Origin of the sequence: Paenibacillus alkaliterrae (assembly GCF_021532375.1) — a bacterium.
In the GTDB taxonomy this organism is placed as follows: domain Bacteria; phylum Bacillota; class Bacilli; order Paenibacillales; family Paenibacillaceae; genus Pristimantibacillus; species Pristimantibacillus alkaliterrae.
Genome location: NZ_JAKGAP010000083.1, coordinates 1 through 25,616 on the forward strand (window position 1 = coordinate 1; position 25,616 = coordinate 25,616).

Sequence of the window (25,616 nt, forward strand, 5' to 3'; positions counted from 1 at the left end):
ATCGTACCTCCGACCAATGAGTGGTTGAGTATACTATACAATATGGTAGGTTCTGTATCTAGCAATATTTTCCGTAACTTTATTGCCGACTATATAGTTAAGAAAACCGCTTCTCCTGAGGATGGCAGAGTGTTTTTGTTATCACTCACAACGGAGGGGAAATTCGTTGCCGGTTCTATTGAAAAGATGATGAATGATTATTTGGACGAAGTGTTTTCATTTATGAATGACTTTGAGAAGGAAACCGTCATCCGTTCGCTGCAGTTACTAAACACAAGCATGCAAAAATCAAAAATGTGCTGCACACCTATGGGGTAATGAGATTACTCCATATCTTTTAATCTAATACTTGCAAAATGCAAATATTATCGTTGGGGTGCTCGAGTAGAATGGGTGGAAAGCGACGAGTTATGTTCAGACGGAGAGATATTGAAAAAAGACGCAAATTATTAGTTGCAGCTGCAGGAGTTAGAACACGATTCTGCTGGAGGACGTGCGCCAACCTTTTTGTTAGCAACAAGCTACGAACAAGTCAGAAGCGTTGCAGCTGCTTTAGCCGGCGATTGGGGCTCAGCGCAAGAAGTGAAACTTAATCTGCCTGAAACCGGAGTCTGCAGCATCTCGCGGCCTAATTCAGCACGGAAAGCAGCCAGTTCTTGCTGCGGACAATTAGATGCGAATAAAACCATTTAAACTAGCAGTTGAAACTAAAGTAAAGCTCGTTGCCGTCATAACGGCTGTGTGCTTTCTGGGAGACCTTGATAAAAAAGACGACTCTAAAATTCAGAAAATGAATTTGAGTCGTCTTTTTTGATACAGCTATGACAGTCAAGTGCAAAAAACTTTTTTCTTCCTAGGAAAGATGAAAGCAGTTATTACGGATTTAAACCGTTCGCGAATTCGCGGATTACATATCCGCTAAAGGAAAGGAAACCGCTCAAGCACTTGGACAAGAGTGCTTCATAAGCTGGATCGTGTTTTCGGCAAATATCGGTCACATCTGTCACATCGACGGGCGGATACTAATAAATTAATTCGAGGAGGTTAGAGAACATGAAAGCATTGATTACCGGAATCACTGGATTCGCCGGCAGCCATTTGGCTGAGTATCTGTTATCCCGCGGCGATGTGGAAGTGAGTGGAAGTTATCGGCTAAGAAGCCGTATGGATCACATCAAACATCTTTCGAATCAATTAACTCTCGTTGAATGCGAATTGAAGGATTCTCATTCCGTCAATCAATTAATCAAAGAAAATCGGCCGGATCTCATTTTTCACCTCGCCGCCCAAAGCTTTGTTCCCACTTCATGGAATTCCCCTAGCGATACCCTGATGAACAATACGGTAAGCCAGGTAAACATCTTTGAGGCCGTTCGGAAGTACGAAATCGACTGCAAAATCCAGATTGCTTGCTCCAGCGAGGAATACGGTTTGGTATATCCGGAGGAAACGCCGATCAAGGAAACGAATCCTCTGCGGCCGCTCAGCCCCTATGCCGTAAGCAAAGTTACTCAGGACTATATGGGCTATCAATATTATCAAAGCTACGGATTGAAGGTTGTCCGGACCCGAACATTCAATCATACGGGACCGAGGAGAGGCGAAAGTTTTGTCACTTCCAATTTTGCCAAACAAATTGCCCAAATCGAGTTGGGAATCATGCAGCCTACATTATACGTAGGGAATTTGGAGGCCAAAAGAGATTTTACCGATGTTCGCGATGTTGTGAAGGCTTATTGGTTGGCGCTTGAGAAAGGGGATCCGGGCGACATTTATAATATCAGCTCCGGAAAAGCATTCGCCATTAACGAAATGCTGCAGACCCTTTTATCCTTTTCGGACGTGAAGATAGACATTGAAGTCGATCCCGAGCGTCTGCGACCGTCGGATGTAGAAATTCTTCTCGGGGATTCATCGAAGTTTCACGCCAAAACCGGCTGGGCACCCGAGATTCCTTTTGAACAAACCATGGCAGATCTTTTACATTATTGGAGGGAGCAGCTGAGAAAATAATAGACCCCAAGTTCTGTTAAAGCACAATGGCTTTAACAGAGCTGTACATAATGTATACAAATTGTGTAATAACCTAATTATGGGGAGATAGGTCTTTGTACCTCACGGTCAACTGCCTTAACTGAATAAGATAGTCTTGAAAGTATTCCAAGGCAAGGATCAGGAGGCGAGGTTTTTGTGGTGCGTTGATTATGGCCGGTGGAAATGGCAGTCGATTGTGGCCTAAAAGCCGCTAGGCTTTCCCCAAGCAATTCCTTCCGATCGTGATTCATGACTCGATGCTCCAATCCACCGTAAGGTCTCTTGACAATGTCACATCATAATTTGTAAATGAACCTATTCTATTTCTCGGAGGTGGAAGCATGCAGGTTGTTTTTAGAAATTACTTTTATGAGCCTACAGGCTTTGGAAATAGCGCACGTCAGATAGCCTATAAAATGGAGGATGCCGGAATCGATGTAAAAATCGAAGCTTTGGGTACAGTTTATCATTGCCTGGACGACGCTGAGCTTCAAAGATTACATGCCATGGAGAATAAACCTCTTCAAGAGGAACAGGTTTTGCTGACAATCGAAATCAATCGTCATCCTCACGAACGGAGCCGATTTAAGAAAGCATTAAGCTGCACGATGTGGGAGACATCAAAGGCCCCGGAAGAAATGATTCATGGCATCAATCAATTCGACGGCCTGATCATTCCCAACGAATTCAATAGACAGTCTTTCTTAAATGGTGGGGCGAAGATTCCACTATTTATTGCACCTTATGGTGTTGATTCCGACCTATACCGGCCAGAAGGTCCTCGTGATAGGCTTGGGGAAAGCGATCATCTCTTCATCTTCTTATCCGTTTTTGGATGGTCCGAGCGTAAGGCGCCCCAAATATTGTTGAATGCGTATTTGGAAGAATTTCATGCGGATGAACCGGTTTTATTAATGATCAAAACATTTGGAAACGAAGTCGGTAAGTTCCCGCTTGAATGGTACGAAGAGGCGATTAAGAACATAACGAACCGCCAAGATTTACCTCGAGTTCGTCTCATTACAAAGACAATGATTCCTCACCAGATGGCGGCATTTTATCGTGGTGCCGATTGCTTTGTAATGCCTACTCGGGGAGAGGGGGTTGGCCTTCCAATTCTTGAAAGCATGGCATGTCAGAAGCCGGTTATAGCTACAGGTTGGAGTAGCCAAGTCGAATTTCTTAATCCCAGCAACGGATATTTAATTCCTTACAGACTGCTTCCTGCAAAGCCTTTGCATTATACAAATTTGTATAGTCCCGATCAAATTTGGGCTGACGCGGATGCCGGTGCACTGCAGTTGTTAATGAGAAGAGTATATTTCCAGCGTCAGGAAGCACGGATTAAAGCTGTTCATGCTAGAGAAACAGCAAGAAAATGGAACTGGGATCGCTCAGCTCAAGCGTTTATCCAGGCCATCGAGCTAACGGTGGGCGGCAAAGTAACGACTCACCATTTGGAAAGAAGGCGATAGTAAATGAGAATTGGAATAGATATGAATTTTGCTCAAAATGATTCTGTTTTCGAGGGGATTGGCAATTATACCTTCTCTCATATCACTCATTTACTTGATCATCCAGATGTGCAATTATTTTATTTTCAACCTAATTACAGCGGACTGAGTAGTGAAGATTTCAAAGCGGAGCTCTCCCGGTTTATCATTCAGAACGATATAGATATTTTTCATTTTCCAAGTCCTATGGAAATGCCATTTCCTGAAGTCATCGATTATGAACAACTGCCGCAGGTTCGATTTACCGCTGTCGTTTACGATATTATTCCAGCAGTATTTCCTGAAGTTTATTTGCAGAATCCGGTAGTAAAGCATCGATACTTTCTTCAATTAGCGATGCTTCACAAGTTAGATCATTTGTTCTCGATTTCAGATTATACCCGAAATGATCTCATCAGGTTTGGGTTTTCAGATGAAAAGATTACTACGATTGGTATCGGTTGTGAAGACTTTTTCGTTTTAACGGAAGGTGGAAACCGGGCCATCCCGTTTCTTCCGGAAAATAAGCCGTATGTTCTTGCATTTTCACCAGCCGATTTTCGTAAAAATGCGAGGAGTTTGATTCAAGCCTTTGCACAAATGGTTGAACGCGCCCAAGACAATGATGTTCAACTTGTATTCGTCAATCATGTCCCTGAACATATTCGGGAGCAAATGCACAGTATTTCAGCTGATTGCGGATTGAGTGATCGTATTCATTTAATAGGGCGTGTTTCGAAATCACAGTTGCTTCAGATTTATAACCGGGCGATCGGTATCGCTTTCCCAACGTTATACGAAGGAGCAGGCTTACCGGTTCTTGAGGCAATGCAATGTGCCGTTCCCGTACTTACTTCCACGACCACCTCGATGCCCGAGATGGTCGGAGACGCTGCCATACTTGTAGATCCCCATGATGTAAGCAGTATCTCTAAAGGACTGGAAGCCCTATGTTTCGATGTTGAATTGCGTGAGCGGCTCAAAAGACGCGCTTCTATTCAAGTCCAACAGTTTAAGTGGAATGTAGTCGCAGATCGTACTCTCGCCGAATTTCGAAAATTGGCTGCCAGAGCTCCGCTCGTGAAGAGAGAAGAAGGGATGTTAAGCAGAAGTTTGATAGAGGATAATGAACCTGAACAAAAAACAAAAATTACAATGGATAAAGATGAAACAATAAAACATGATGCTATAAAACCTGTGCGCAAATATAATAATAAAAAAACAAAACGGCTTAACGGCCATGTTAATAAAAACTTAAGGCTGAGAAATCAATCCTCGAAAGTACGCTCGACGCGCAAAAGAAAAATGAGAATTAGAAAGAAAAGGAAACCGTCGTTTCAAAAAAAGACGCATTGACGATACCAATCTCTAATTTGACGATAAATAAATAATTAGCTCCTGTGCTTGTTAAGCCAGGAGCTAACACTCGTCCAATCCACTTAGTTTACCAAGAGGGAGAACCTGTCATTAGGGCCAAGGACGGTACGCGAGTTCTCTTCTCGATGACGAGGACGCTGTCGTAGTAACTCATCGACCAAGCCGACTCTGTGAATCTATCCACCGTCAGTCGCGGTTCTCTCGAATGCCAAGCGTTCAGCTTGTCGATCAAGCGTTTGGAATATTCCACGAAGCTGTCTGAGAGTTCGTACCCGCCGCCATACTCCGACCAGTAGCTCGTATGCATGTCTTCGATAACATAAACACCATGTGGGGAAAGCAACGGGAACATTTCTTCAAAAGTAATGCGTTGCTGATCCATACGGTGTCCTCCGTCGTCGATAATGATGTCAAAAACCGGCAGGGAATGTTTGATTTTCGTCCAAAAATCCCGATCTCCTTGATCCCCAGTGACAATCCGAATACGTTCTTACTCGAGTGATTTAGCTTTCGGGTCAATGTCAACCCCGTAAATCGTCGCTCGGTCTCCGAGATAATGCTTCCACATTTGAAGCGATCCGCCATGGAAAACTCCGATCTCCATTAGATTGACTTCCTTCCCAACGAACCGATCAAAATGGCGTTCATAAATATCGAAGTAGTGCGACCACTTAATCATGAATCGACTGTTATTTGCAATAAAATAATCCTGAAGTTTGCCCATGTTCCATGCCTGCCTTTCCGTCTTTTACCAATATCGTATGTGCATCTAGTTCATTTTGTTTGGGTTGTCCATAGCAATCTCAAATCTTTGTTGTAATATCCGTGTTATAGACTGATAGGACTCTTAAATAATTGGTATCGCCATAGGTTAAGGTGTAAACGTTAGCGGTTCAATACGCATAACATATTCATGTGCCGCTAATCTTGATGTGGGAATGCGGCCAATTAAGGAGGCAAACGATATGAGCGTAATTAGTAGAGAAACCTTTTTTAGTATTTTCGGGAGTGGTACTTTTACTGGCGAACATCCGAGTTTCACGGGATCGGACGTTGAACCGTTACTTGCTTTTTCACGTACCTTTCTTCCGAAAACAGTGATTGAAATCGGCATTCAACGGGGAGCTACGGCAAAATGTATTCTTGTTAATAGCCCTTGGATTGAAAAATATATCGGTATCGATGTAACATTCGATTATAAGACGCCATTAACTATTCAGCAAAATGAGGTGCCGCAAGTTCCCGGAGAATACGTTAAGGATGACCCGCGCGTACAACTTATTGTTAAGCCTAATGGAACACGAGATTTGACTCCGGCTGATCTTCCTGCAGCCGATTTAATTTTTATTGATGGTGATCACTCCGAGTCGGGTGTTTTGCTGGACACTTTGTTAGCCCGACGGGTGATCCGAAAAGGCGGAATTATTTGCTGGCATGATTACGGAAATCAGGTAGTACCCGGCGTAAAAGCCGTGATCGATAGTTTGAATGAGGGCAACCATATTTGTTTAATAGAAAGCGGTCAATTATGCTTTCAATTTTGCAGGGAAGGAAGATAATTCTTTCCAAAGAATATTTATTCCCATACACCGACATTATGCGGCGCCAGGATTCCTGAAACACCGACAGGATCCATATGACGGATCGTAGATATAACCTTAGGTATAACACTTTCCATTGCTTCCGATCTGGCCAAATAGGGTATCCCCCTCTTCATGGAAATTCTCCAAGTATCATAAAAACTTTCGGAAAATCCATACAATCTGGTAGAAATACATGAATCATTGTATTTTTTTGCAACAAAGCCTTCTCCACCTGACAGCCATGGATTGATATTAAAATTTTCATCCAGATAATATCTTCCGCTCAGTTTAAAGTAATATTTTGCTTGAAATGACCGGATGGCTTTGTTGGCAAGCACTAAGCCAATAGCTTCGCCATGACCTTTGCATGTGCTGTCTACAGCCGGCCTAACCATTTCTCTGTTGCCTAAATAAACGTAACGATCCGCTAAAGCATGAAGGTTAAAGGGCAAAATCTCGTGCAAACCCATTTCAATAAGGATAATCTTTGATGTTGGTATCTTCGAACGGATCGATTCAATTGTCTGTTTGGTTTGTCCAGCCCGTTCCTCCGGTGAAAATACTGAGCGTGCAATATCAGGACTTAGTGGGTTTTGTGAAAAATAGATGACTGATGGAATGATAAATACAATATTTGCATCCATTCGTATCCTTCCTTTCATAGAAGTAATAATAATCTCTAAATTCTACGAACATCATATGATTCATTCGCTTGTCTTGTTGACAATGTGTAAGGCCTAATTTTTATCTTTCTTGTTTAATATTTTTAAGATCTTGATATGATAGGTGTCCAATCAAACTAAGTGATTCATTCATATCATTTACTAAAGATATAGTTTCATATATTGACATCATCTTAAAGAGAGGGGTGCAAGATATGTTTACAAAACCAATTGTTTTTACAGATTTTCATCACGGTTCACTTATGGTAAGCCTCCTATTACTTTTCGAAAAACGGCTTGGAGGCACTCTTCTTACACCAATCGGCCTTGAATGGCATACGCAGGGGTTTTGGAAAATGTGGGAATATCCTGACACAATTCGGCAATTTCTTGAACCTGTCGGAAAAGGAGAGCCACTGAACGATAGTCGCTCCATTTATATGTGTCAGGACGGCAGCGGTTTTACTTACAAAGGTGTCACATTGGATGCTTTTTATGAATTACCGGTTGATATTGTCATTGCATCCGTGCCCGCGAACGTTGAGCCGTTTTGGCGGCTTTGCCAAACCCATCCAAGTAAACCGAAGCTTGTTTTCCAAATAGGCAACGATTGGCAGCTGCAGCAGTGGATCGCACCCAACGTGATGACAAGCGCTGTAATAAAAACCATACCTAAGCACATACACTCCATTCTTTATCACCAGGAATTTGATCTGTCTGTTTTTCATCCGGACTTTTCTCTCCCCGGGAATTATATTTCTTCCTTCGTTAACTGTTTTATCGATGATGGAGGTTTCGCCCCTGATTATCATTTATTCCAAACAGTTGAAGCGTTAATGCCTGACTGGACATTTAAGAGTCATGGCATTGTATGTCGTGACGGTTATATTACCGGAGACCAGCCTTTAGCAGAGAAAATGAGGAAAGCGCGTTTTATTTGGCATACCAAATCTGGTGGAGACGGGTATGGTCATATTGTTTATAAAAGTGCGGCCGTGGGACGACCCCTGATCGTAAAGGCGGAATACTATAATGAAAAGCATGGAAAAGAGCTTATGGTAGACGGCGTAACATGCCTCGCCATCGACGGTTTATCCCCGGAAGAAATAGTAAATAAAATACTCTACTACTCAGAGGAACATCGCTATTCGGCATTATGCAGAAATATGTATGATAACTTTAAGCTTAGGGTTGATTTTGATAAAGAAGGAGAAGCACTGAAACATTTTGTGAACAATTTAATATGAGAGCCTGTTCAAAAAGCCCTTAAAATTTGAAAACAAGGCGGGGAAAGCAGATGAGTTGGATTCAATATGCCAAATTTCTTTCTGAAAACGCGAGCACAGCCAGCAATCCTTGGTCGGGACACCGAAGCTTTGCCTACGATTTAGTCCGCTTTATGAAGCCTGGGATTTTCGTTGAGCTGGGTACACATAGCGGAACGTCCTTCTTCAGTTTCTGTCAAGCTGTCAAAGATGGCAGCCTTGGTACCAAATGCTTTGCAATAGATACTTGGAAAGGGGACCCGCATGCAGGGGAATATGGAGAATATGTGTATCAGTACGTTAGCGAGTATGCGGAACAGGAATTTTTAGAAACAGCTTTTTTGATTAGAAGCAAATTTGACGAGGCTCTGGTTCATTTTGCTGGCGAATCTGTTGATCTCCTTCACATTGACGGCTATCACACTTATGACGCCGTTTCTCATGATTTTTTGACTTGGCTGCCGAAGCTGGCACCGAATGGCATCGTCTTGTTTCATGATATTAAAATAATGAGCGGCGACTTTGGAGTATACCGTTTATGGGGTGAACTGAAGTCCGTGTTTCCGCATATGGAATTTGACCATAGCTACGGTCTTGGTGTTTTATTTCCCAAAGGCCATACGGAAGCATTCTCAGAAATCATCGCTCAGAAAGAAAAATTTAAAAGCTTGTATAGCGGGTGAACAACGAGGCTTCCCGGTTATGCGTAGACGCTTTCTATATGGTATCGGCTTCGGTTCCGCACAGCCGGCTCTTACAGCGGCAACGATACGTCTGGCCCATCCGGACCGTAAGGGGGTGCCAACGCTTCTATTTCGACTGCTAATGACCTTGGCATCGGGCTAGGTGCGATCATGCTGGGCTGGGTCTCCCAGTACACGAGCTACCAGGCATTGTTCACGGTCAGCGCCGTGTCGGTCGCGTTTTCCTTGATATTTTTCACTTTTTTTGTGAAACGTTTGTTAAAAAAAACAGTCTCTGAATGCAGATTCTCTTCCTTTCGAATCAAGCTAACGCAGCCTTAAGTAAGGGGATTAATTAATGATAATTGTTTAACCGGGCAGATCAGCGAGCGATTGTTGAAATCATCTATAAATCTTATGGGTATTTTATCGGCGTTCTTCTTAGAACGAATAAGTTCTGGTTTAACAAACACCGCCCGGCGCCATGTCCGGACGGTGTATTTTTGCTCACAAATTTTACTAAGATAAACCTAAACGTTGAAGCAGCAAAAGTGGTTCCAAAGTTTTTTATCACCTGACAGCATATTGCGAGCCGTAAATAACCTCATATCTTTGCATGCGCCTGACTCATTTCCACACACATGAGAATAAAGGCGCCTGCGCCGTGCAGATCATTCTCGCTGGTCGGGCGGGCAATATAGTGAGCGTAATCTCCGATGCCTGTGCCGATGCAGATATCGCCGATGATCACATGGCCATTCTCATCGAACTTCAATGTATCAATCACGCCCCGATAGCCCTTCCATGCATATTGCAGATACTTGGTATCCAAATATCCAAAGCGCACGGCTTTGGCAATGGCATGAACGTACAAGGCGGTACAGGAATTTTCCGGCCAATTGTCCGGATGGTTTACTTTGTCGACTACCTGGTACCATAAGCCGGTGGCGGCATCCTGGTATTCAATTAGGGCAAGGAGCAGGTTCTGAAGGATAGCAGTCAGTGCTGCTTTATCCTTATGATCTTCAGGAAGGTATTCGAACATTTCCAGCAGGGCAACAGGGTACCAGCCGATGGCGCGACCCCAAAATTCCGGAGCCAAGCCTGTTACGGGGTCAGCCCATTTCGCTGTTTTGGTTTCATCCCAGCCGTGGTACAGCAAGCCGGTAACCGGGTCCTTCGTATGCTTCTCCATCAGGATCGCCTGATAGGTCATCATGTCATAGTATTCGTTTTCACCGAATGTTTTGCCGAATTGGACAGCAATCGGCCCAGCCATATACAACCCGTCCAGCCACATTTGATTCGGGTAATGCTCCTTGTGCCAGAAGCCGCCCGATGGATTGGTCTTCCATGATTTTAACAGCGGGACAAGCGTGTACAAGGTTTTCTTATATCGTTCGTCTCCCGTTTGCTCATACAGGTTATAGAGAAGCACCCCCGGCTGAATATCATCCAGTTCGTCGGGTTTGTACTTTTTGATGGAGCCGTCTTCGAGGATTTGGCTGTCTACCCAGCGCTTGATATAATCGTAATATTTGTTGTTCCCGGTCTCCCGCCAGCATTTCTCCATGCCAGACAAAAAGACACCCTGATGATAGTGGAACCGATCCGGCGGAAGCAGTTCCGGTTCGAATTTGGACATCAATGCTTCACAAGCCTTCTCTGCCCAATCAAGGGGAGTCCGTGTATCCTGCAATGTCTGCCTGGCATTCGTTTCTGAAAAATTCATTTCATTCCTCCTAGGTTTTATTAACCCTATACTAGCACAGAAATATGTACATTTTTTGCGGAAAGCTGCGAATTCTTCTTATATCTTGCGGTTAGCAAGGAAGCGGGTATAATGAAGTGATAATCGGATTAGAGGCGGGGAACAGATTGGGAAATATCCAATACGATAACGGCAAAGGGACCTTCTCGGTATCCCACCGCAAGGCGCTAAGTCACCATATGCCGATCAATCATTTTCACAGTACATACGAAATCTTCTATTTGATGTCCGGCAGACGGGAATTTTTTATTAAGGACCGGACGCTGGTAGTTAATGAGGGGGATGTCATTATTATCTCTCCGAATATCCTGCATCGGACAACCAATACGGAAATGCCTAAGCATGAGCGGTTCATCGTAAACATTCACGAAGATTATATGACGGCAGTGAATGGATCCTTTATGGACCTCCTGCAGCCGCTGTTTGAGAAAGAGTACATCATCGTAACGTGTTCGCATCATGACCGATGTTCTGTGGAGGCGCTTGCGCGCAAGATCATGCAGGAGGTGCTGGAGAAGAAGCCGGGCTTCGAAATGTATGCGCAGACTTTAATTTTGCAGCTTCTCATTATTTGCTGCCGGCATGTGAAACAAAACAGCCTGGAGCCGCCCGAATTTCCAAGTCCCATGCATGAAAGAATTTCGGAAGTGGTTCGTTTCATTAACAACCATTATATGGAGGAGCTGTCGCTACATCTGCTGGGCGAGAAGTTTTATGTCAGCCCCTATTATTTAAGCCGTTTTTTTAAAGAAGCGACAGGCTTTACTTTCGTAGAGTATTTGAACAGCGTTAGAATCAAGGAAGCAAAAAAACTGCTGCTGCGATCCTCTATGAAAGTCAACCTTATTTCTAAAAATGTAGGCTTCGGCAGTGTTACGCATTTCGGCAGAGTGTTCAAACAAGTCACCGGGCATGCTCCGTTATTTTATAGAAACGGCAAGTAGTACGTAAATGATTGCCTTACATCATTGCAAAGCCGAACAATAGTAATAAATCGCGATTTATGTGATGGGGAAAGGGAGAGGAAAGGGCTCTAATTACAATTCCTCTCTAATAATGTCCAGCTATTGATACTTTGATTTTACTTCGTAATTGCTACTATGCCAGGTAGTTCGTGACTGTCTGATTCATCTCGAATATCGCCAACGATTTCTTCGAGTATATCCTCCATTGTAACGAGTCCCGTTGCATGACCGAATTCATTGGTTGCGATGGCCATGTGCACATGGCTTTGCTGCATTTTTATCAACACATCTTTAATTGATGAAAGTTCTGGGAAACGAGGCATGTCATGAAGACAGTCATGCACGTTGCAATTTCTTCCGGCTGCAATGCTTGTCAGCATTTCTTTTGTGTTAATAAAGCCTATGATATCGTTAGGACGATCCTTTTCAGTTACAGGATACCGGGTGTAATCGTGCTCGTCCAGTACGTCAATAATGTTGGAGAGCGGCATCCCTTTTTCGACCGTAATGATCTGGTCTTTTGGAATCATAATTTCTCGCAGGATGCGTTCATCAAACGCGAATATATTTTTCAGATAGGCCAATTCGGTTTGATTTATTTCTCCGCTTTCGTAACTCTGATCCACAATCCACTTCAGTTCCTCTTCGGAATGAACGGATTCATGGCCGGCAGGCTTCATGCCAAATATACGAAGGAGAACATTGGCTGCGCCATTCAATATATAGATAAACGGATACATGATTTTACCAAACCAGTAAAGAGGCGGAGCCAATAACAGTGTCATTTTTTCAGCAAATTGTATCGCGAGTGTCTTCGGTGCCAGCTCGCCAATGACGACATGAAGGAACGTTATGATCGCTAGTGCAATGACATAAGAGAGAACGGTTGATATGGCATCCGGCACTTCGTATCGTTCGAATAGGGGATGCAGCATTTTTTCAACCGTCGGCTCACCCAGAGCACCAAGCACAAGCGCAGTAATCGTAATCCCCAACTGGCAAGCAGATAAGTAATAATCCAAATTCTGCGCAACCTTCTTTGCCCTGACTGCTTTTTTATGTCCATCTGCGATTAATTGATCAATTCTAGACATTCTTACTTTCAAAATTGCGAATTCGGCACCGACGAAGAAGGCAGTCAGTCCAATAAATAAGGCTACAAGAAATAAGTTTAACACGATTATTCCGTCCAATTATTTCTCCCTGAAGAGGGATTCACCTCCAAAAGTTAGGTTATATTTCTTAAAACGACTTGTTTAATCTGGAGGTTATCTGTATCTCTCACTGTCCATACTTGGTTATTTTCCTTGATCTGATCCCCGTTACGAACAGTGGTTCCTTTCCGGTACTGAATCCAGCCCCCTATTGTATCCATTTCTCCCCGGTTATCGAATTCGAAACCAAACTGTTTTTCAAGTTCATCGAGGAGTACACGTCCGTTGATCAGATACTCATGTTCGCCAGTCTTCTGGATGTCTGCCATTTCGTCTGCATCAAATTCATCGCGGATTTCACCAACGATTTCTTCTAATATATCTTCCATAGTCAGGATGCCGGATGTGCCTCCATATTCATCAATGACCAACGCCATGTGCACTCTTTCCTGTTGCATTTTTATCATAGCTTCATGGATTGGCGTGAATTCAAATACGATAGGGAGACTGCGGGTAAATTCCTCGAGCTTGCGTTGTCTTCCAGCTACAATATGAGGCAGCATCTTTTTTGCATTTACAACGCCGATAATCCGGTCCTTGTTGTCTTCTTCGGTTACAGGATAACGTGTGTAATTGTTTTCATCAAAGATGCGGACGATATCGGCATCATTCATATTCTTATCAAGAGTAATAAGATCCGTTCGCGGCACCATAATGTCCCTGGTAACCCGTTCATCAAACGTAAATACATTTTCCATGAATGCCAGTTTGGTTTGATTAATTTCACCGCCGTGGAAACTTTGAGTCATAATAATCCTTAATTCGTCTTCCGAGTAAACATCTTCATGCCCGGCAGGTTTGACACCAATCCAACGGAGAAGCACACGTGATGTACCATTTAATGACCAAATAAATGGATACATAATCTTACTGAACCAATACAGCGGTGCTGCAAGCAGCATGGTGACTTTTTCTGAAAATTGTATAGCTAAGGTCTTAGGTGCCATTTCTCCAACGACAACGTGAAGAAACGTTACGAGTATAAAGGCAATGGCATAGGATGCAATCGAAGCGTTTGATTCCGATACGTTAAAATAATCAAATACCGGGTACATCACTTGTTCAACAGCGGGCTTGCCGATGGCTCCAAGTCCAAGAGCAGTAACCGTAATACCAAGCTGGCAGGCGGATAGATAATAATCGAGATTACCCGCCACTTTTTTTGCGATTACCGCTTTTTTATTCCCTTCTGCAATCAATTGATCAACTCGGGACATACGGACTTTAACAACAGCAAATTCAGATGCAACAAAAAACGCAGTCAACACAATCAATAAGGCAAGTATGAACAGATTTATAACGGTTATAATTTCCAAATTGTCCCCCTCTTGAGGGATTCACCTCCAAGTTATGTACATTTGTCTATATATCGTTTGCTTAGCGTAAACAGAGTATTCAGCTGATTCAATTTATTTTGGCAAAAGGAATGCTGTCCCCTCCCCGCTGAGTGTCATTCATATTCCTAAAAAGTATAACATAATTTTCAAGGCTACCGTCTTTATTGCCTTTACATATTAGTGACAAGTGGAGCAACCACCGGACGGCGTACGCGTAGAGGCAGGCTATGGGCGGTATAATTTTACGTTTTCAAGAAGCATGGCATCGTACCCCAAATTTATGTGTGCGGAAATAGGCAGGGCTAACTTATTTCGCAGCAGCAAAGTCCGATAGATCGCTAGCATTTTGGAATAGCTGCTTTTAGTGTACCTAATTTCGTCGAATGAACTGATTTATTTGATCCGCTCGTCAATTCCATCAATGATGCAGATATGATCATCAAGGAGCTGCTGGAGCTGGAACGGGACATGATCCCGGCATACTGGTACGAGTAAATTCTTATAGGTACATTATTAGCCAAGTAGAGACCAACAGCGCTGCCCTGTTGGTCTCTTTTTTTTGTGACAAGAAAGAAAAAGGATTGACTTGGAGTTAGCTCCAGGTGCCATAATAGCAGATATCAGGAGGTGTAGGGGCATGAACATTTCAGAAGTAGGAGGAAAATTCGGGCTGTCACAGGATACGCTCCGCTATTATGAACGAGTCGGACTGCTGCCGCGAGTCAACCGCACGAAAGGCGGGGTTAGAGATTACACGGAAGAAGACTGCAAGTGGGTCGAATTTATCAAATGTATGCGTAATGTCGGGCTCCCGGTCGAAGTATTGATCGAGTACGTTGCGCTGTATCAGCTGGGTGATGAAACCCTTCAGACAAGAAAGGAGCTCTTGATCGAGCAGCGCAAGCAGCTCGCGGTCAGGTTAGAGGAGATGCAGAGCACGCTGGAGAGGTTGGATACGAAAATCGATAGATACGAACAGTGGACCTATGCAAAAGATAAGCTGCAAAGAAGGCCGTTCAATTAGTTAAGTCTGCATAGCTGGTTGAATCACCGGTCTTTATCCGGAACGATTAGACTATTGACTTGGAGTTAACTCCAGCATGTACAATCCTTGTAAGTTCAGTGAGAGGAGGGTTCGCGTTGATCCGAACGCATGGTCTTAGCCTTGCGCGCGCCGGTTCTTCATTTGAACGTACCGAGATTGAACGTCGGGAGCTCCGGGGGCGTGATGTGCTTATCGCCATTCAATTCACGGGCATCTGCCGTTCCGATATTCATCAGGGGGAAGGCGACTGGGGCAGACGGCTTTTCCCCATGGTGCCCGGGCGCGAAATTGCCGGTATCGTCACGGCTGTCGGCCCTCATGTGTTGGCTTACTCGGTCGGGGACCGCGTGGGAGTCGGGGGCGTGATCGATTCCTGCCGGATGTGCGAATACTGTTTGTCCGGAGAAGAGCAATATTGCAAGAGAGGGGCTGTCTATACCTTCAATTCGTTGGATGATGAAGGAAACCCCGCATATGGCGGCTACAGCGGGCAGATTGTCGTGGACGAGGAATATGTGATGCGCATCCCCGATGCGATCGCTCTTGATGAAGCCGCTCCGTTAATGGGAGCGGGCATCGCGGCCTACTCTCCGCTCAAGCACTGGAACGCCGGTCCCGGCATGAAGGTGGCCATTGTCGGAATGGGCGGACTCGGACATCTCGCTGTCCAATTCGCCCGCGCGATGGGCGCGAATGTAACCGTGTTCAGCAGGAATGACGATAAGCGGGAAGATGCCATACGTTTTGGAGCCGAGCGCTTTTATGCGGCATACAGCCCGTCAGTTTTCACAGAGCTTTCCGGCTCCTTCGATCTTATTGTAAATACGGCATCTGCGAAGCTCGACATGGACGCTTATTTATCTTTATTGGGCGTCGGGGGAACGTTTGTCAACGTCGGTATGCCCAGGGAGCCTATATGCTGCCAAACGTTCTCGATTCAGCCGAGAATCAGCATTTCCGGTTCGAGCCTGGGCGGCGTACGAGAGACGCAGGAAATGCTGGAGTTCTGCGCCGAGCATCACATCATTCCCCGGATTCAGAGGATTCGCGCCGATGAGATGGAGCGGGCCTGGGATCGGGTCAAACGAGGCGACGTTCGCTATCGCTTTGTTGCAGACATGTCAACATTGTTGGGCCCTACATAAAAACTTTGAGGAGTGTGCGCAATGGATTATGTGAAGCTTGGAAATACCGGATTGGACGTATCACGGCTGTGTCTCGGCTGTATGGGGTTTGGCGTGGCGGAGCGCTGGGTTCATCCGTGGGTGCTTGACGAGGAGAACAGCCGTCCCGTGATCAGAAAAGCGCTGGAGCTGGGCATTAATTTTTTTGATACGGCTAATGTGTATTCGGACGGTACAAGCGAGGAAATCGTCGGGATGGCGCTGAAGGAATACGCCAATCGGGATGAAATTGTGATCGCGACGAAGGTTCATTTCCGCATGCATCAAGGACCCAATGGCGCTGGGCTTTCCCGAAAAGCGATCATGAGCGAAATCGATAAGAGTCTTCAACGGCTGGGAACCGATTATGTGGACCTGTATCAAATTCACCGCTGGGATTACCATACCCCTATCGAAGAAACGATGGAGGCGCTCCATGACGTGGTGAAGGCGGGAAAAGCGAGATATATCGGCGCGTCCGCCATGTATGCCTGGCAGTTTCTTAAGGCGTTGCATACGGCCGAGCTAAATGGCTGGACCCGGTTTGTGTCGATGCAAAACCATTACAACCTCATCTACCGGGAAGAGGAGAGGGAAATGATGCCTCTATGCAGGGCGGAAAAAATCGGCGTCATTCCATACAGTCCTCTTGCAGGCGGAAGGCTTACGCGCGATTTGCAGGATACCACACACCGCTCCGAAACCGATCAGGCTGCCAAATCGAAATACGATGCGACGGCCGATACCGACCGCTTGATCGTGGAGCGGCTTGCGGCAATCGCGGCAAACCGCGGCGTTCCCCGCGTTCAGATCGCGCTTGCCTGGCTGCTGCAGAAGGAACCGGTAACAGCTCCGATCGTCGGCGCTACGAAGCTTTCTCACCTTGAGGATGCGGTTACTGCGCTCTCGATTACGCTGACACCTGAAGAAATGGCGTCGCTGGAAGAGCCGTACGTTCCTCATGCAATCGTTGGTTACCAGTAACCGCGCCTGATCCGAATAACCGGATCCATTGTTTTCCGCCGCGCAAGCGTGTTATCGTAGACATGTATGCTCATATATTCACGGAGGTGGAGGAACAAATGAAAGCGTTATTTATCGGGGGAACGGGTACGATCAGCACGGCGATTACGAAGCAGCTGGCGGAGCAGGGCTGTGAGCTTTACCTCATTAATCGCGGCAGCCGGAACGAGGCGTTGCCGCCGAACGTTCACGTCCTTCAAGCTGACATTAACGATGAGGAGCTCGTCGCGGGGCTGATCGAGAAGCTGGAGTTCGACGTTGTCGCCGATTTCATTGCGTTCGTGCCCTCCCAGCTGGAGAGGGATTACCGGCTGTTCAAGGATAAGACGAAGCAATTCATGTTCATAAGCTCGGCTTCCGCTTACCAGACGCCGTTGTCGGACTACCGGATTACGGAGGGAACGCCGCTGTCCAATCCGTGCTGGGAGTATTCCCGCAACAAAATCGCGTGCGAGGAGTATTTGATCCGGCAGTATCGCGAGCATGGCTTTCCGATCACTATTGTGAGGCCAAGCCATACGTATAGCGAACGTTCCATTCCGCTTGGCGTGCACGGCAATAAAGGCTCCTGGCAGGCAGCCAAGCGAATGCTGGAAGGGAAGCCGGTCATTATCCACGGGGACGGCACTTCGCTCTGGACGATGACGCATAACAGCGATTTTGCCAAAGGCTTCATCGGTCTGATGGGCAACCTTCACGCCATCGGAGAATCTGTACATATTACATCGGACGAGACATTGACGTGGAATCAAATCTACGAAGCAATCTCCAGCGCGCTTGGCGTGAAGCTGAACGCTGTGCATGTATCGTCGGCCTTCCTCGATGCCTGCAGTCCCTACGATTTCAAGGGCGGCTTGCTTGGCGACAAGGCCAATTCCGTCGTGTTCGACAATGCGAAGCTGAAGCGGCTCGTGCCTGAATTCACGGCGACGATCCGGTTCGATCAGGGCATTAAGCAAACAATCGATTATGTGCTTGCGCATCCTGAGCTGCAGCAAGCGGATGAGGAATTCGACACGTGGTGCGATAAGGTCGTCGGCGCGTTGGAGTCGGCAGCTGCCAAGATTAGAGGTTAATGGATAGCTCCTCAGATATACGTTCATACACAAAACAGGCCCAAGCGCTTCGCTTGGGCCTGCTTCATAAAGTTGGTTACTTACGCTTACGAATCAACACTACAGCTGTACCCGCTGCATCAGGCCGTCATGGCCAAAAGTGAGCGGGTCTATGCATACTTCGCGGTGGTAGCCTTTTCCTTCCGTAAACCGGGTCAACGGCGTGACAAACCGGTGATAAGCTATCCAATACTTATCCGTGCCGGGCTCCTGGAGAATCGAATGGTGAGCTGTGCCTAGCATATCCTTATCCTTATTTTTGGCAAGGACAGGATAACGGTAAGTTACCGGTCCGTAAAGCTGCTCCGCCGTGCCATAGTTCACGTGGTAATCCTCGCTGCCGGTGTCGTCGCAGGACCATGTGAAGTGATACAGTCCGCCTTTCTTAAGAACAGTCACCGCTTCCCGGAAATCGTGCAAGCCTTCCAGATTCTTCATCGTGTCCGCTATGACGCTGATCATATCATCGCCGAGCTGAACGATTGCAGGCTGTCCATTTCCAAACAGCAGGTAAGCCGCACCGTTCTCCTCCATATAGACGGATGGATCAATAGCTTGGCCCATGGCGAGTCCAAGCTGCCTTGTAAGCTCCATCGTAATGAGCGGTTGGGGCTGAGCGCGAAACGGACCTGCGGGAGTCTCTGCAACCGCAACGCCAATGGCGCTTTCTCCGTTTTTCATTTTGCCGCAGAAATAGAAGTAATACTTACCGTCTTTGCACGCGATGGCCGGAGCCCAAGCACTGCCGACAGCCCAGGGGACATCCTCCGACGCAAGATCCAGAATCATGCCTTCGTCTCGCCAAATGCGCATATCAGCCGATGAGAACACATGGAATTGTGTGCCCGACCAGCCATTAAATCCATCCGTTGTAGGATAAAGATAATAGCGGTCGCCGAACTTCGCCAGATCCGGGTCGGCGAATTGACCGGGCATCATCTGATGGCCGTCTCCAAATGCCGCAAGAAGGCGGCTGCATTCATCGCTGGTAATCGGCATTACTCCGCCGTGGCGTTTCTTGTTTTCCCCTAAATCGAAAGATCCTTCCGGCAGAACCCGGAATATGCCGCTCTCGAGGTCAGAAGTCAGCAAAGGCAGATAACCTTTGCCTTCTGCAAAGCGGTCCACAATAAGGCACCACTCCTCACTGTCGTTGAGCTTGTAGATTTGAGGACCTTCCACGCCTAACAATTCCTCCAAAGCGGGGGCGCTCAGATCGGTAAAGGCGTTCTTTTCCAGCGATGTGCCTTTTTCAACCCGAATATTCTTAGTCGTTTCATCCTTGGAAAAACGGTAGTAGGTACCGTTGTGGGCAATGATTGTGGTGTCAATGATATGATTTTCCCGCTCAATATACTTTTCAGACGCTGTAAAATTGCGAAAATCTTTGGTGCGGGCGCTATAGATTTTTTGTTTTCGCTCTTTCTCCTGCGGCTCCTGTGTGGCGGAAGCCCAGAACACCAAGAAATCGTCTGTTGCATCGTCATAAACAGCCTCCGGAGCCCAGACGCAGCCGGCTCCCGGTACGCCAATCGTGACGGACCAAGGAGAGGACCAATTAACCAGGTCGGCGGATTCCCATATGATGATGTCGCGGCTTCCGGCATCCGATGCAGCGGCCCAGCCTTTTCCATTTGCAATCCTGAGATCCGTGGCAATCAGATAGAACTTATCTTCCTTGGGCGTGCGAACGATGAACGGATCCCTTACCCCTTTTTCCCCCAATTCGGAACGCAGAACCGGTAAACCGGCATTCAGATCTTTCCAGTGCAAGCCGTTCTCGCTATAAGAGAAATAGACCTGTTCACCGTCAGGCTGTTCCCCGATGAAATGGACCAGAAGGTAACCTGAGTATTTGTCTTTGTGTACTGTCAAGATAAAGTCCTCCTCATTGCGATATACGATATGCATAAAAAGTATAGTTGCCTGTTCAGGGCGATGCAATAGATTATTGCAATAAAAAACTGACTTATTGTGTTTTTTACTGTTTTCGTAAAGGAGTGTTTATTCATAAGCGTTGATTAGATGCTTTTCATGTATTTAATTGCGATGAAAACGGCGATATTCATGAAATAACTGCTTTTGATGTATCTAAATTGATCGAAAGTTTAAAAATCAAGTGTTTTTCTGGAATTAGATACACGAAAGGCAGCTATTCCTAAATGCTATATCGGGCGTCGACTTTGTAACTCACAACCTATTGACTTGGAGTTCACTCCAAGTGCGATAATATCAGATATCGGGAGGTGTACTCGCATGAACATTATAAAATTGGAAGATACGAACAGGCGGTCGTCGGAAAAGAAAAATCGCTAAGAAGGCCAGAAATTTAAGGGGGATTTAAACGTGGAACGCCTATGGACGAAGTCGTTTATTCTCATGACCGTTGGGATGCTATTCCTGTTCACCGCATTTTATTTGCTGCTTCCGACACTGCCGCTGTTCGTCAAGCAGATCGGCGGCAGCGAAGCGCAGATCGGTCTGGCGTCGGGCGCGTTCATGCTGTCTGCCGTTATCTTTCGCCCGATTGTCGGCGGACTGCTGGACCGGTTCGGCAGGCGTCCGTTTATCATCTGGGGACTGCTTCTCTTCACCGTGGCGATGTATATGTATGACTGGGTCGGCGGAATCCTCGTGCTGATGGGACTCAGAATACTGCATGGGATGAGCTGGGCCGTTTCCACAACCGCGGTGTTCACGGCGGTGACGGATATTATTCCATCCGCCCGCCGGGGCGAAGGCATGGGTTGGTTTAGCACGGCTATGACTGTCGCGATGGCGATCGGTCCGCTGCTTGCCATCTGGGTTGTGCAGAACCTGTCCTATCACGCTTTATTTCTCATCGCTGCCGGACTGTCTGCCGCGGCACTGCTCCTGACGATGGGTGCGAAAATGCCTTTCAAGCCGCAATCAGATTCACGGAAAATCGAATTATTCGAAAAATCGGTTTTACCCGTCACGGTCTCGGTTTTTTTTCTGACAGTCGCTTATGGCGGCATTACCGCTTTTATCCCGCTGTTCGCCGACTCGATTGAGGTCAATTCCGGCGCGTTCTTCCTGGCCTATGCCGCAACGCTTGCCCTGAGCCGTCCCCTTTCGGGAAAGCTCGCGGATCGGTTCGGCGAGACGTTTGTCATTGTACCGGGCCTTCTGATTACGATTTCGGCTTTGATCGCTTTAAGCTTCTCGACCGGATTGTTCGGCGTGATCGTATCGGCGGTGCTGTACGGGATCGGCTTCGGCTCCGCGCAGCCGGCTCTTCAAGCGGCGACCATACGTCTTGCCCGTCCGGATCGCAGAGGGGTTGCCAATGCTTCTTTATTGACGGCTACCGATCTCGGCATTGGACTTGGCGCGATCATGCTGGGCGGGGTCTCCCAGTTTATGGGCTACCAGGCTTTGTTCACGGTCGGCGCGGTATCCGTAGCGGTATCCTTATTGATGTTCACGTTTTTTGTGAAGCGTCTGCTGCAGGATAATCGGCCAAGCTCTCTAAACAACAGTTCTCTTTCCCGGGGAGGTTAGGCAATGACATGGAGTTAACTCCAGACGGTACACTCCTTCTATGATCGGAGAGAGGAGGAGAAGCTTTGTGACACATGCCGCATCCCGTTATGGGCGGTTTAAGCTAGAAAGGAGAGTTCAGACAAATGGAATATGTGAAACTTGGAAATACCGGTTTGGATGTATCCCGTCTTTGCATTGGCTGTATGAGCTTTGGCGTAGCAGAGAGGTGGGTTCATCCATGGGTGCTTGATGAGGAGCACAGCCGTCCTATCATTAAAAAAGCGCTTGAGTTAGGCATCAATTTTTTTGATACGGCAAATGTATATGCAGATGGAACGAGTGAGGAAATTGTTGGACGGGCTCTGAAAGAATACGCAAATCGGGATGAAGTTGTGATCGCGACGAAGGTTCATTTCCGTATGCATCAAGGTCCAAATGGCGCAGGGCTTTCCCGAAAGGCGATTATGAGTGAAATTGACAACAGCCTTAGACGCCTGGGCACCGATTATGTGGATCTGTACCAGATCCACCGCTGGGATTATCAAACACCGATCGAAGAAACGATGGAAGCGCTGCATGATGTTGTGAAGGCGGGGAAAGCAAGATATATTGGCGCTTCAGCCATGTATGCCTGGCAGTTTCTGAAGGCGCTGCATACAGCCGAGAAAAATGGCTGGACCCGGTTTGTATCGATGCAGGATCATTACAACCTCTTATACCGTGAGGAGGAGAGGGAGATGCTGCCGCTTTGTAAGGAAGAGAAAATCGGCGTCATTCCGTACAGCCCCCTTGCAAAAGGAAGATTGACGCGTAATTGGCAGGAAACGACTCATCGTTCCGAGACGGACCAAGTTCAGAAAGCCCAATACGATGCGCATGCAGAGGCCGATCGGCTGGTCGTGGAGCGGGTTGCGGCAATTGCAGAACAACGCGGCGTTCCCCGCGCCCAAGTCGCGCTTGCCTGGCTGTTGCACAAAGAGCCTGTTACTTCTCCGATCATTGGGGTTACGAAAATGTCTCATCTCGAAGACGGGGTGGCTGCGCTTTCGATTCGATTAACGCCTGAAGAAATGGCGTTGCTGGAAGAGCCGTATGTTCCTCACCCCGTGATTGGATTTCAGTAATAGCGGTTCCTTGATTATGAAATCATTTAGATAGGCTAAGCGTTAAATGAGAGAGGTCCATGCGATAGCGCATGGGCCTGCTTGTATTTCGATTTCGCAACGTTTTTAAAAAAATATTACTTCGTAAAGAAAGTGCTAGGGGTAGGACTTTGAGTTTTTAAATGAGTATTATTGTCAGAAAGTTTGAACTCAAATAACGTGGAGGTACGAAGGCGAATCGAGGAAATAAAAAAGAAAAACAATTCGTGAGGAAGTGGTCAGTACCATGCTATATAAGTTGAACTAGAGATTTCCCGTCAATTCACCTGATTCTAACCTAATACACAGACTATCTTACGGGTCACACGAATAATGTTAAAGGATATTTATTCTAAGGGTGATATTATGTGGAAGCATCCTTCTGTTGGACTGTGAAAAAAACTAAAAAAAAGGTACAAGGACATATACAAGTATTTTAATCTATAAATAATAGTGATAAACTATGATAGGGTTATATTGTTCCAGAAAAGATGTGTGACTAGGTCGCGCCCTGACTTGCTGAGGCGCCTAATTGCCTACATCCTTTCTGCAAATCGTAGATATAAGGACGGTAAAAATGAGCGACAGACAAATTAAAACAGACGTTATCTTAATTGGTGCCGGAATCATGAGTGCAACTTTGGGGTCACTGCTGAAAGAATTAGTACCTGACTGGGAAATTACAGTGTTGGAGAGGCGCGCAAACGCAGGAGAGGAAAGCTCTAACGAATGGAATAATGCGGGAACGGGGCATTCTTCACTGTGCGAGCTTAACTACACCGTCGAACAACCGGACGGGTCCATAGATATTAGCAAAGCTATAAAAGTTAATGAGGAGTATCAGGTTTCAAAACAATTTTGGTCTTATCTTGTAAACAGCAATCTGATACGTAATCCGCGGGATTTTATCGTGCCAGTGCCTCATATGAGTTTTGTACAAGGGGAACAAGATGTAACATTTTTAAAAAAACGTTTTGAAGCGCTGTCTAACAATCCCCTGTTTCAAGGGATGGAATTTTCCGATGACCCGGGAAAACTGATGGAATGGATTCCACTTATGATGAAAGACCGGACATTGAATAAGCCTATAGCGGCAACAAGAATCGAATCTGGAACTGATGTCAACTTTGGCGCTTTAACGCGCATATTGTTTACCCACTTAAAGAGTAATAACGTCGATATAAAATTCAAACATAATGTTGATGATATTAAACGTACTAGCGACGGCTCGTGGGAATTGAAAGTGCGGAATGTCGATAGCGGTACCTCCTGCCGCCATACTGCAAAATTCGTCTTTATCGGCGGCGGGGGAGGAAGCCTGCATTTGCTGCAAAAATCCGGTATTCCTGAAGGAAAAGGTATTGGAGGATTTCCGGTAAGCGGACTATTTATGGTGTGTGATAAACCGGATGTTGTAGCGCAGCATCGTGCAAAAGTATACGGACAAGCTCCGGTTGGTGCTCCTCCCATGTCTGTCCCGCATCTTGACACAAGATTTATCGAAAAGAAAGAATCGTTGTTCTTTGGACCGTTTGCAGGCTTCTCACCAAAGTTTTTAAAATTCGGTTCCATGTTTGATTTGTTAACTTCCATAAAAACGGATAATCTCGTAACTATGATGGCGGCAGGCGTCAAAAACGTTCCATTGACAACATACCTGATCAAGCAAGTTATGTTATCGAAAGAAAACCGCATGGAAGCTTTACAGGAATTTGTCCCGAACGCCAAAAGCGAGGATTGGGAATTGGTGGTAGCGGGCCAGCGTGTGCAAATTATTAAAGATACTGCTGCCGGCAAAGGTACGCTTCAATTTGGTACGGAAGTGATTAGTGCCGCTGATGGCTCGATAGCAGCATTGCTCGGCGCTTCTCCGGGTGCTTCTACCGCCGTTTCCGTCATGCTTGAGGTAATAAAAAAATGCTTCCCGCAACATATAAAAGCGTGGGAGCCGAAAATTATAGAAATGATTCCTTCTTATGGCGTGTCACTGTTGAAAAACCCAGAGCTTATCCGTGAAAATCATATTTCAACAGCGCAGACGCTTGGTCTAAGCGAAAACTTGCCGTTACAGATAGCACGCCGAACCGTATCATAAATAACGAAGTTTTGATTTGAAAGCCATTCTTTATCTCAGCGGCAGTCTAGTACCTAATCAATCCTTAAACTGTGGGTAAAGGCGTTTTAGTTTGATTCTTGCTTCATTGGTGGTAAACTGCCAGTCAACACCTTTCTGGGAC

At 46.1% G+C, this 25,616-nt stretch carries 22 protein-coding genes and 2 pseudogenes; 17 read left to right on the forward strand and 7 right to left on the reverse strand.

Annotated features, from left to right (window positions below; translation table 11 throughout):
- The 5 genes and pseudogenes from L1N85_RS23685 to L1N85_RS23705 all read left to right on the forward strand — a co-directional run.
- A partial coding sequence (locus L1N85_RS23685; RefSeq protein WP_235241503.1) for a helix-turn-helix domain-containing protein occupies window positions 1-318 on the forward strand: 318 nt, incomplete at its 5' end.
- A 171-nt stretch (window positions 319-489) separates the two neighbouring features.
- Window positions 490-693: pseudogene (locus L1N85_RS23690) on the forward strand (hypothetical protein); the annotation flags it as partial.
- Window positions 694-1,053: 360 nt separating this feature from the next.
- Window positions 1,054-2,013, forward strand: a complete 960-nt coding sequence (locus tag L1N85_RS23695) for a GDP-mannose 4,6-dehydratase (protein WP_235241504.1) — start codon at window positions 1,054-1,056, stop codon at window positions 2,011-2,013.
- 362 nt (window positions 2,014-2,375) lie between these two features.
- Window positions 2,376-3,509 carry a glycosyltransferase gene (locus tag L1N85_RS23700; protein WP_235241505.1) on the forward strand — a complete coding sequence of 378 codons (1,134 nt, stop codon included), beginning with the start codon at window positions 2,376-2,378 and terminating at the stop codon, window positions 3,507-3,509.
- Between the two features lie 3 nt (window positions 3,510-3,512).
- Window positions 3,513-4,883 carry a glycosyltransferase family 4 protein gene (locus L1N85_RS23705; RefSeq protein ID WP_235241506.1) on the forward strand — a complete coding sequence of 457 codons (1,371 nt, stop codon included), beginning with the start codon at window positions 3,513-3,515 and terminating at the stop codon, window positions 4,881-4,883.
- 88 nt (window positions 4,884-4,971) lie between these two features.
- Here L1N85_RS23705 and L1N85_RS23710 read toward each other — a convergent pair whose 3' ends face one another.
- Window positions 4,972-5,286, reverse strand: coding sequence for a hypothetical protein (locus L1N85_RS23710; protein ID WP_235241507.1), 315 nt, complete (start codon window positions 5,284-5,286; stop codon window positions 4,972-4,974).
- 108 nt (window positions 5,287-5,394) lie between these two features.
- On the reverse strand, window positions 5,395-5,628 hold the full coding sequence (locus L1N85_RS23715) for a hypothetical protein (protein WP_235241508.1): 234 nt from the start codon (window positions 5,626-5,628) through the stop codon (window positions 5,395-5,397).
- Window positions 5,629-5,869: 241 nt separating this feature from the next.
- Here L1N85_RS23715 and L1N85_RS23720 point away from each other — a divergent pair, with 241 nt between their 5' ends.
- On the forward strand, window positions 5,870-6,463 hold the full coding sequence (locus tag L1N85_RS23720; protein WP_235241509.1) for a class I SAM-dependent methyltransferase: 594 nt from the start codon (window positions 5,870-5,872) through the stop codon (window positions 6,461-6,463).
- A 17-nt stretch (window positions 6,464-6,480) separates the two neighbouring features.
- Here L1N85_RS23720 and L1N85_RS23725 read toward each other — a convergent pair whose 3' ends face one another.
- A complete protein-coding gene (locus L1N85_RS23725) occupies window positions 6,481-7,131 on the reverse strand; it encodes a hypothetical protein (RefSeq protein ID WP_235241510.1) in 651 nt (216 codons plus the stop codon).
- Between the two features lie 233 nt (window positions 7,132-7,364).
- On the opposite strand from L1N85_RS23725, the gene L1N85_RS23730 reads away from it, so the two are divergent.
- From L1N85_RS23730 to L1N85_RS23740, 3 genes and pseudogenes are all read left to right on the forward strand, one after another.
- Window positions 7,365-8,396 (forward strand): hypothetical protein, encoded by a 1,032-nt coding sequence (locus tag L1N85_RS23730; protein ID WP_235241511.1) that lies wholly within the window; start codon window positions 7,365-7,367, stop codon window positions 8,394-8,396.
- Window positions 8,397-8,446: 50 nt separating this feature from the next.
- Complete coding sequence (locus tag L1N85_RS23735; RefSeq protein ID WP_235241512.1) at window positions 8,447-9,097, forward strand: class I SAM-dependent methyltransferase; 651 nt, start codon at window positions 8,447-8,449, stop codon at window positions 9,095-9,097.
- Between the two features lie 34 nt (window positions 9,098-9,131).
- Window positions 9,132-9,439 (forward strand): annotated as a pseudogene (locus L1N85_RS23740) (MFS transporter); the annotation flags it as partial.
- A gap of 262 nt (window positions 9,440-9,701) precedes the next feature.
- Here L1N85_RS23740 and L1N85_RS23745 read toward each other — a convergent pair.
- Entirely contained in the window at window positions 9,702-10,829 is a 1,128-nt protein-coding gene (locus L1N85_RS23745) for a glycoside hydrolase family 88/105 protein (RefSeq protein ID WP_235241513.1), read from the reverse strand.
- Between the two features lie 146 nt (window positions 10,830-10,975).
- Between L1N85_RS23745 and L1N85_RS23750 the strand changes: the two genes are divergently transcribed.
- Window positions 10,976-11,812: a helix-turn-helix transcriptional regulator gene (locus tag L1N85_RS23750; protein ID WP_235241514.1), complete on the forward strand. Its 837-nt coding sequence runs from the start codon at window positions 10,976-10,978 to the stop codon at window positions 11,810-11,812.
- Window positions 11,813-11,949: 137 nt separating this feature from the next.
- Here L1N85_RS23750 and L1N85_RS23755 read toward each other — a convergent pair whose 3' ends face one another.
- Window positions 11,950-13,026, reverse strand: a complete 1,077-nt coding sequence (locus tag L1N85_RS23755; RefSeq protein ID WP_235241515.1) for a hemolysin family protein — start codon at window positions 13,024-13,026, stop codon at window positions 11,950-11,952.
- Window positions 13,027-13,061: 35 nt separating this feature from the next.
- Window positions 13,062-14,363 carry a hemolysin family protein gene (locus tag L1N85_RS23760; protein WP_235241516.1) on the reverse strand — a complete coding sequence of 434 codons (1,302 nt, stop codon included), beginning with the start codon at window positions 14,361-14,363 and terminating at the stop codon, window positions 13,062-13,064.
- Window positions 14,364-15,021: 658 nt separating this feature from the next.
- Between L1N85_RS23760 and L1N85_RS23765 the strand changes: the two genes are divergently transcribed.
- The 4 genes from L1N85_RS23765 to L1N85_RS23780 all read left to right on the forward strand — a co-directional run bounded on the left by L1N85_RS23765 (window position 15,022) and on the right by L1N85_RS23780 (window position 18,691).
- Entirely contained in the window at window positions 15,022-15,408 is a 387-nt protein-coding gene (locus L1N85_RS23765; RefSeq protein WP_235241517.1) for a MerR family transcriptional regulator, read from the forward strand.
- A gap of 116 nt (window positions 15,409-15,524) precedes the next feature.
- A complete protein-coding gene (locus L1N85_RS23770; protein ID WP_235241518.1) occupies window positions 15,525-16,574 on the forward strand; it encodes an NAD(P)-dependent alcohol dehydrogenase in 1,050 nt (349 codons plus the stop codon).
- A 21-nt stretch (window positions 16,575-16,595) separates the two neighbouring features.
- Window positions 16,596-17,576 carry an aldo/keto reductase gene (locus L1N85_RS23775; RefSeq protein ID WP_235241519.1) on the forward strand — a complete coding sequence of 327 codons (981 nt, stop codon included), beginning with the start codon at window positions 16,596-16,598 and terminating at the stop codon, window positions 17,574-17,576.
- A 98-nt stretch (window positions 17,577-17,674) separates the two neighbouring features.
- Complete coding sequence (locus tag L1N85_RS23780) at window positions 17,675-18,691, forward strand: SDR family oxidoreductase (RefSeq protein WP_235241520.1); 1,017 nt, start codon at window positions 17,675-17,677, stop codon at window positions 18,689-18,691.
- A gap of 99 nt (window positions 18,692-18,790) precedes the next feature.
- Here the strand turns inward: L1N85_RS23780 and L1N85_RS23785 are convergent, their stop codons facing one another.
- Window positions 18,791-20,605: a family 43 glycosylhydrolase gene (locus tag L1N85_RS23785; RefSeq protein WP_235241521.1), complete on the reverse strand. Its 1,815-nt coding sequence runs from the start codon at window positions 20,603-20,605 to the stop codon at window positions 18,791-18,793.
- Window positions 20,606-21,076: 471 nt separating this feature from the next.
- Here L1N85_RS23785 and L1N85_RS23790 point away from each other — a divergent pair, with 471 nt between their 5' ends.
- The 3 genes from L1N85_RS23790 to mqo all read left to right on the forward strand — a co-directional run bounded on the left by L1N85_RS23790 (window position 21,077) and on the right by mqo (window position 25,474).
- Window positions 21,077-22,255, forward strand: coding sequence for an MFS transporter (locus L1N85_RS23790; protein ID WP_235241522.1), 1,179 nt, complete (start codon window positions 21,077-21,079; stop codon window positions 22,253-22,255).
- A gap of 125 nt (window positions 22,256-22,380) precedes the next feature.
- A complete protein-coding gene (locus L1N85_RS23795) occupies window positions 22,381-23,361 on the forward strand; it encodes an aldo/keto reductase (RefSeq protein WP_235241523.1) in 981 nt (326 codons plus the stop codon).
- Between the two features lie 595 nt (window positions 23,362-23,956).
- Window positions 23,957-25,474, forward strand: coding sequence for a malate dehydrogenase (quinone) (gene mqo, locus L1N85_RS23800; protein ID WP_235241524.1), 1,518 nt, complete (start codon window positions 23,957-23,959; stop codon window positions 25,472-25,474).
- The last annotated feature ends 142 nt before the right edge of the window (window positions 25,475-25,616 follow it).

What these genes read in the sequence shown, in the direction of transcription:
- L1N85_RS23705 (WP_235241506.1), top strand. Translation starts at nt 3,513, where the DNA reads ATGAGAATTGGAATAGATATGAATTTTGCTCAAAATGATTCTGTTTTC.
- L1N85_RS23780 (WP_235241520.1), top strand. Translation starts at nt 17,675, where the DNA reads ATGAAAGCGTTATTTATCGGGGGAACGGGTACGATCAGCACGGCGATT.
- L1N85_RS23710 (WP_235241507.1), bottom strand. Translation starts at nt 5,286, where the DNA reads ATGGATCAGCAACGCATTACTTTTGAAGAAATGTTCCCGTTGCTTTCC.
- L1N85_RS23700 (WP_235241505.1), top strand. Translation starts at nt 2,376, where the DNA reads ATGCAGGTTGTTTTTAGAAATTACTTTTATGAGCCTACAGGCTTTGGA.
- L1N85_RS23715 (WP_235241508.1), bottom strand. Translation starts at nt 5,628, where the DNA reads ATGGGCAAACTTCAGGATTATTTTATTGCAAATAACAGTCGATTCATG.
- L1N85_RS23735 (WP_235241512.1), top strand. Translation starts at nt 8,447, where the DNA reads ATGAGTTGGATTCAATATGCCAAATTTCTTTCTGAAAACGCGAGCACA.
- L1N85_RS23745 (WP_235241513.1), bottom strand. Translation starts at nt 10,829, where the DNA reads ATGAATTTTTCAGAAACGAATGCCAGGCAGACATTGCAGGATACACGG.
- L1N85_RS23695 (WP_235241504.1), top strand. Translation starts at nt 1,054, where the DNA reads ATGAAAGCATTGATTACCGGAATCACTGGATTCGCCGGCAGCCATTTG.
- mqo (WP_235241524.1), top strand. Translation starts at nt 23,957, where the DNA reads ATGAGCGACAGACAAATTAAAACAGACGTTATCTTAATTGGTGCCGGA.
- L1N85_RS23765 (WP_235241517.1), top strand. Translation starts at nt 15,022, where the DNA reads ATGAACATTTCAGAAGTAGGAGGAAAATTCGGGCTGTCACAGGATACG.
- L1N85_RS23730 (WP_235241511.1), top strand. Translation starts at nt 7,365, where the DNA reads ATGTTTACAAAACCAATTGTTTTTACAGATTTTCATCACGGTTCACTT.
- L1N85_RS23795 (WP_235241523.1), top strand. Translation starts at nt 22,381, where the DNA reads ATGGAATATGTGAAACTTGGAAATACCGGTTTGGATGTATCCCGTCTT.
- L1N85_RS23775 (WP_235241519.1), top strand. Translation starts at nt 16,596, where the DNA reads ATGGATTATGTGAAGCTTGGAAATACCGGATTGGACGTATCACGGCTG.
- L1N85_RS23725 (WP_235241510.1), bottom strand. Translation starts at nt 7,131, where the DNA reads ATGGATGCAAATATTGTATTTATCATTCCATCAGTCATCTATTTTTCA.
- L1N85_RS23720 (WP_235241509.1), top strand. Translation starts at nt 5,870, where the DNA reads ATGAGCGTAATTAGTAGAGAAACCTTTTTTAGTATTTTCGGGAGTGGT.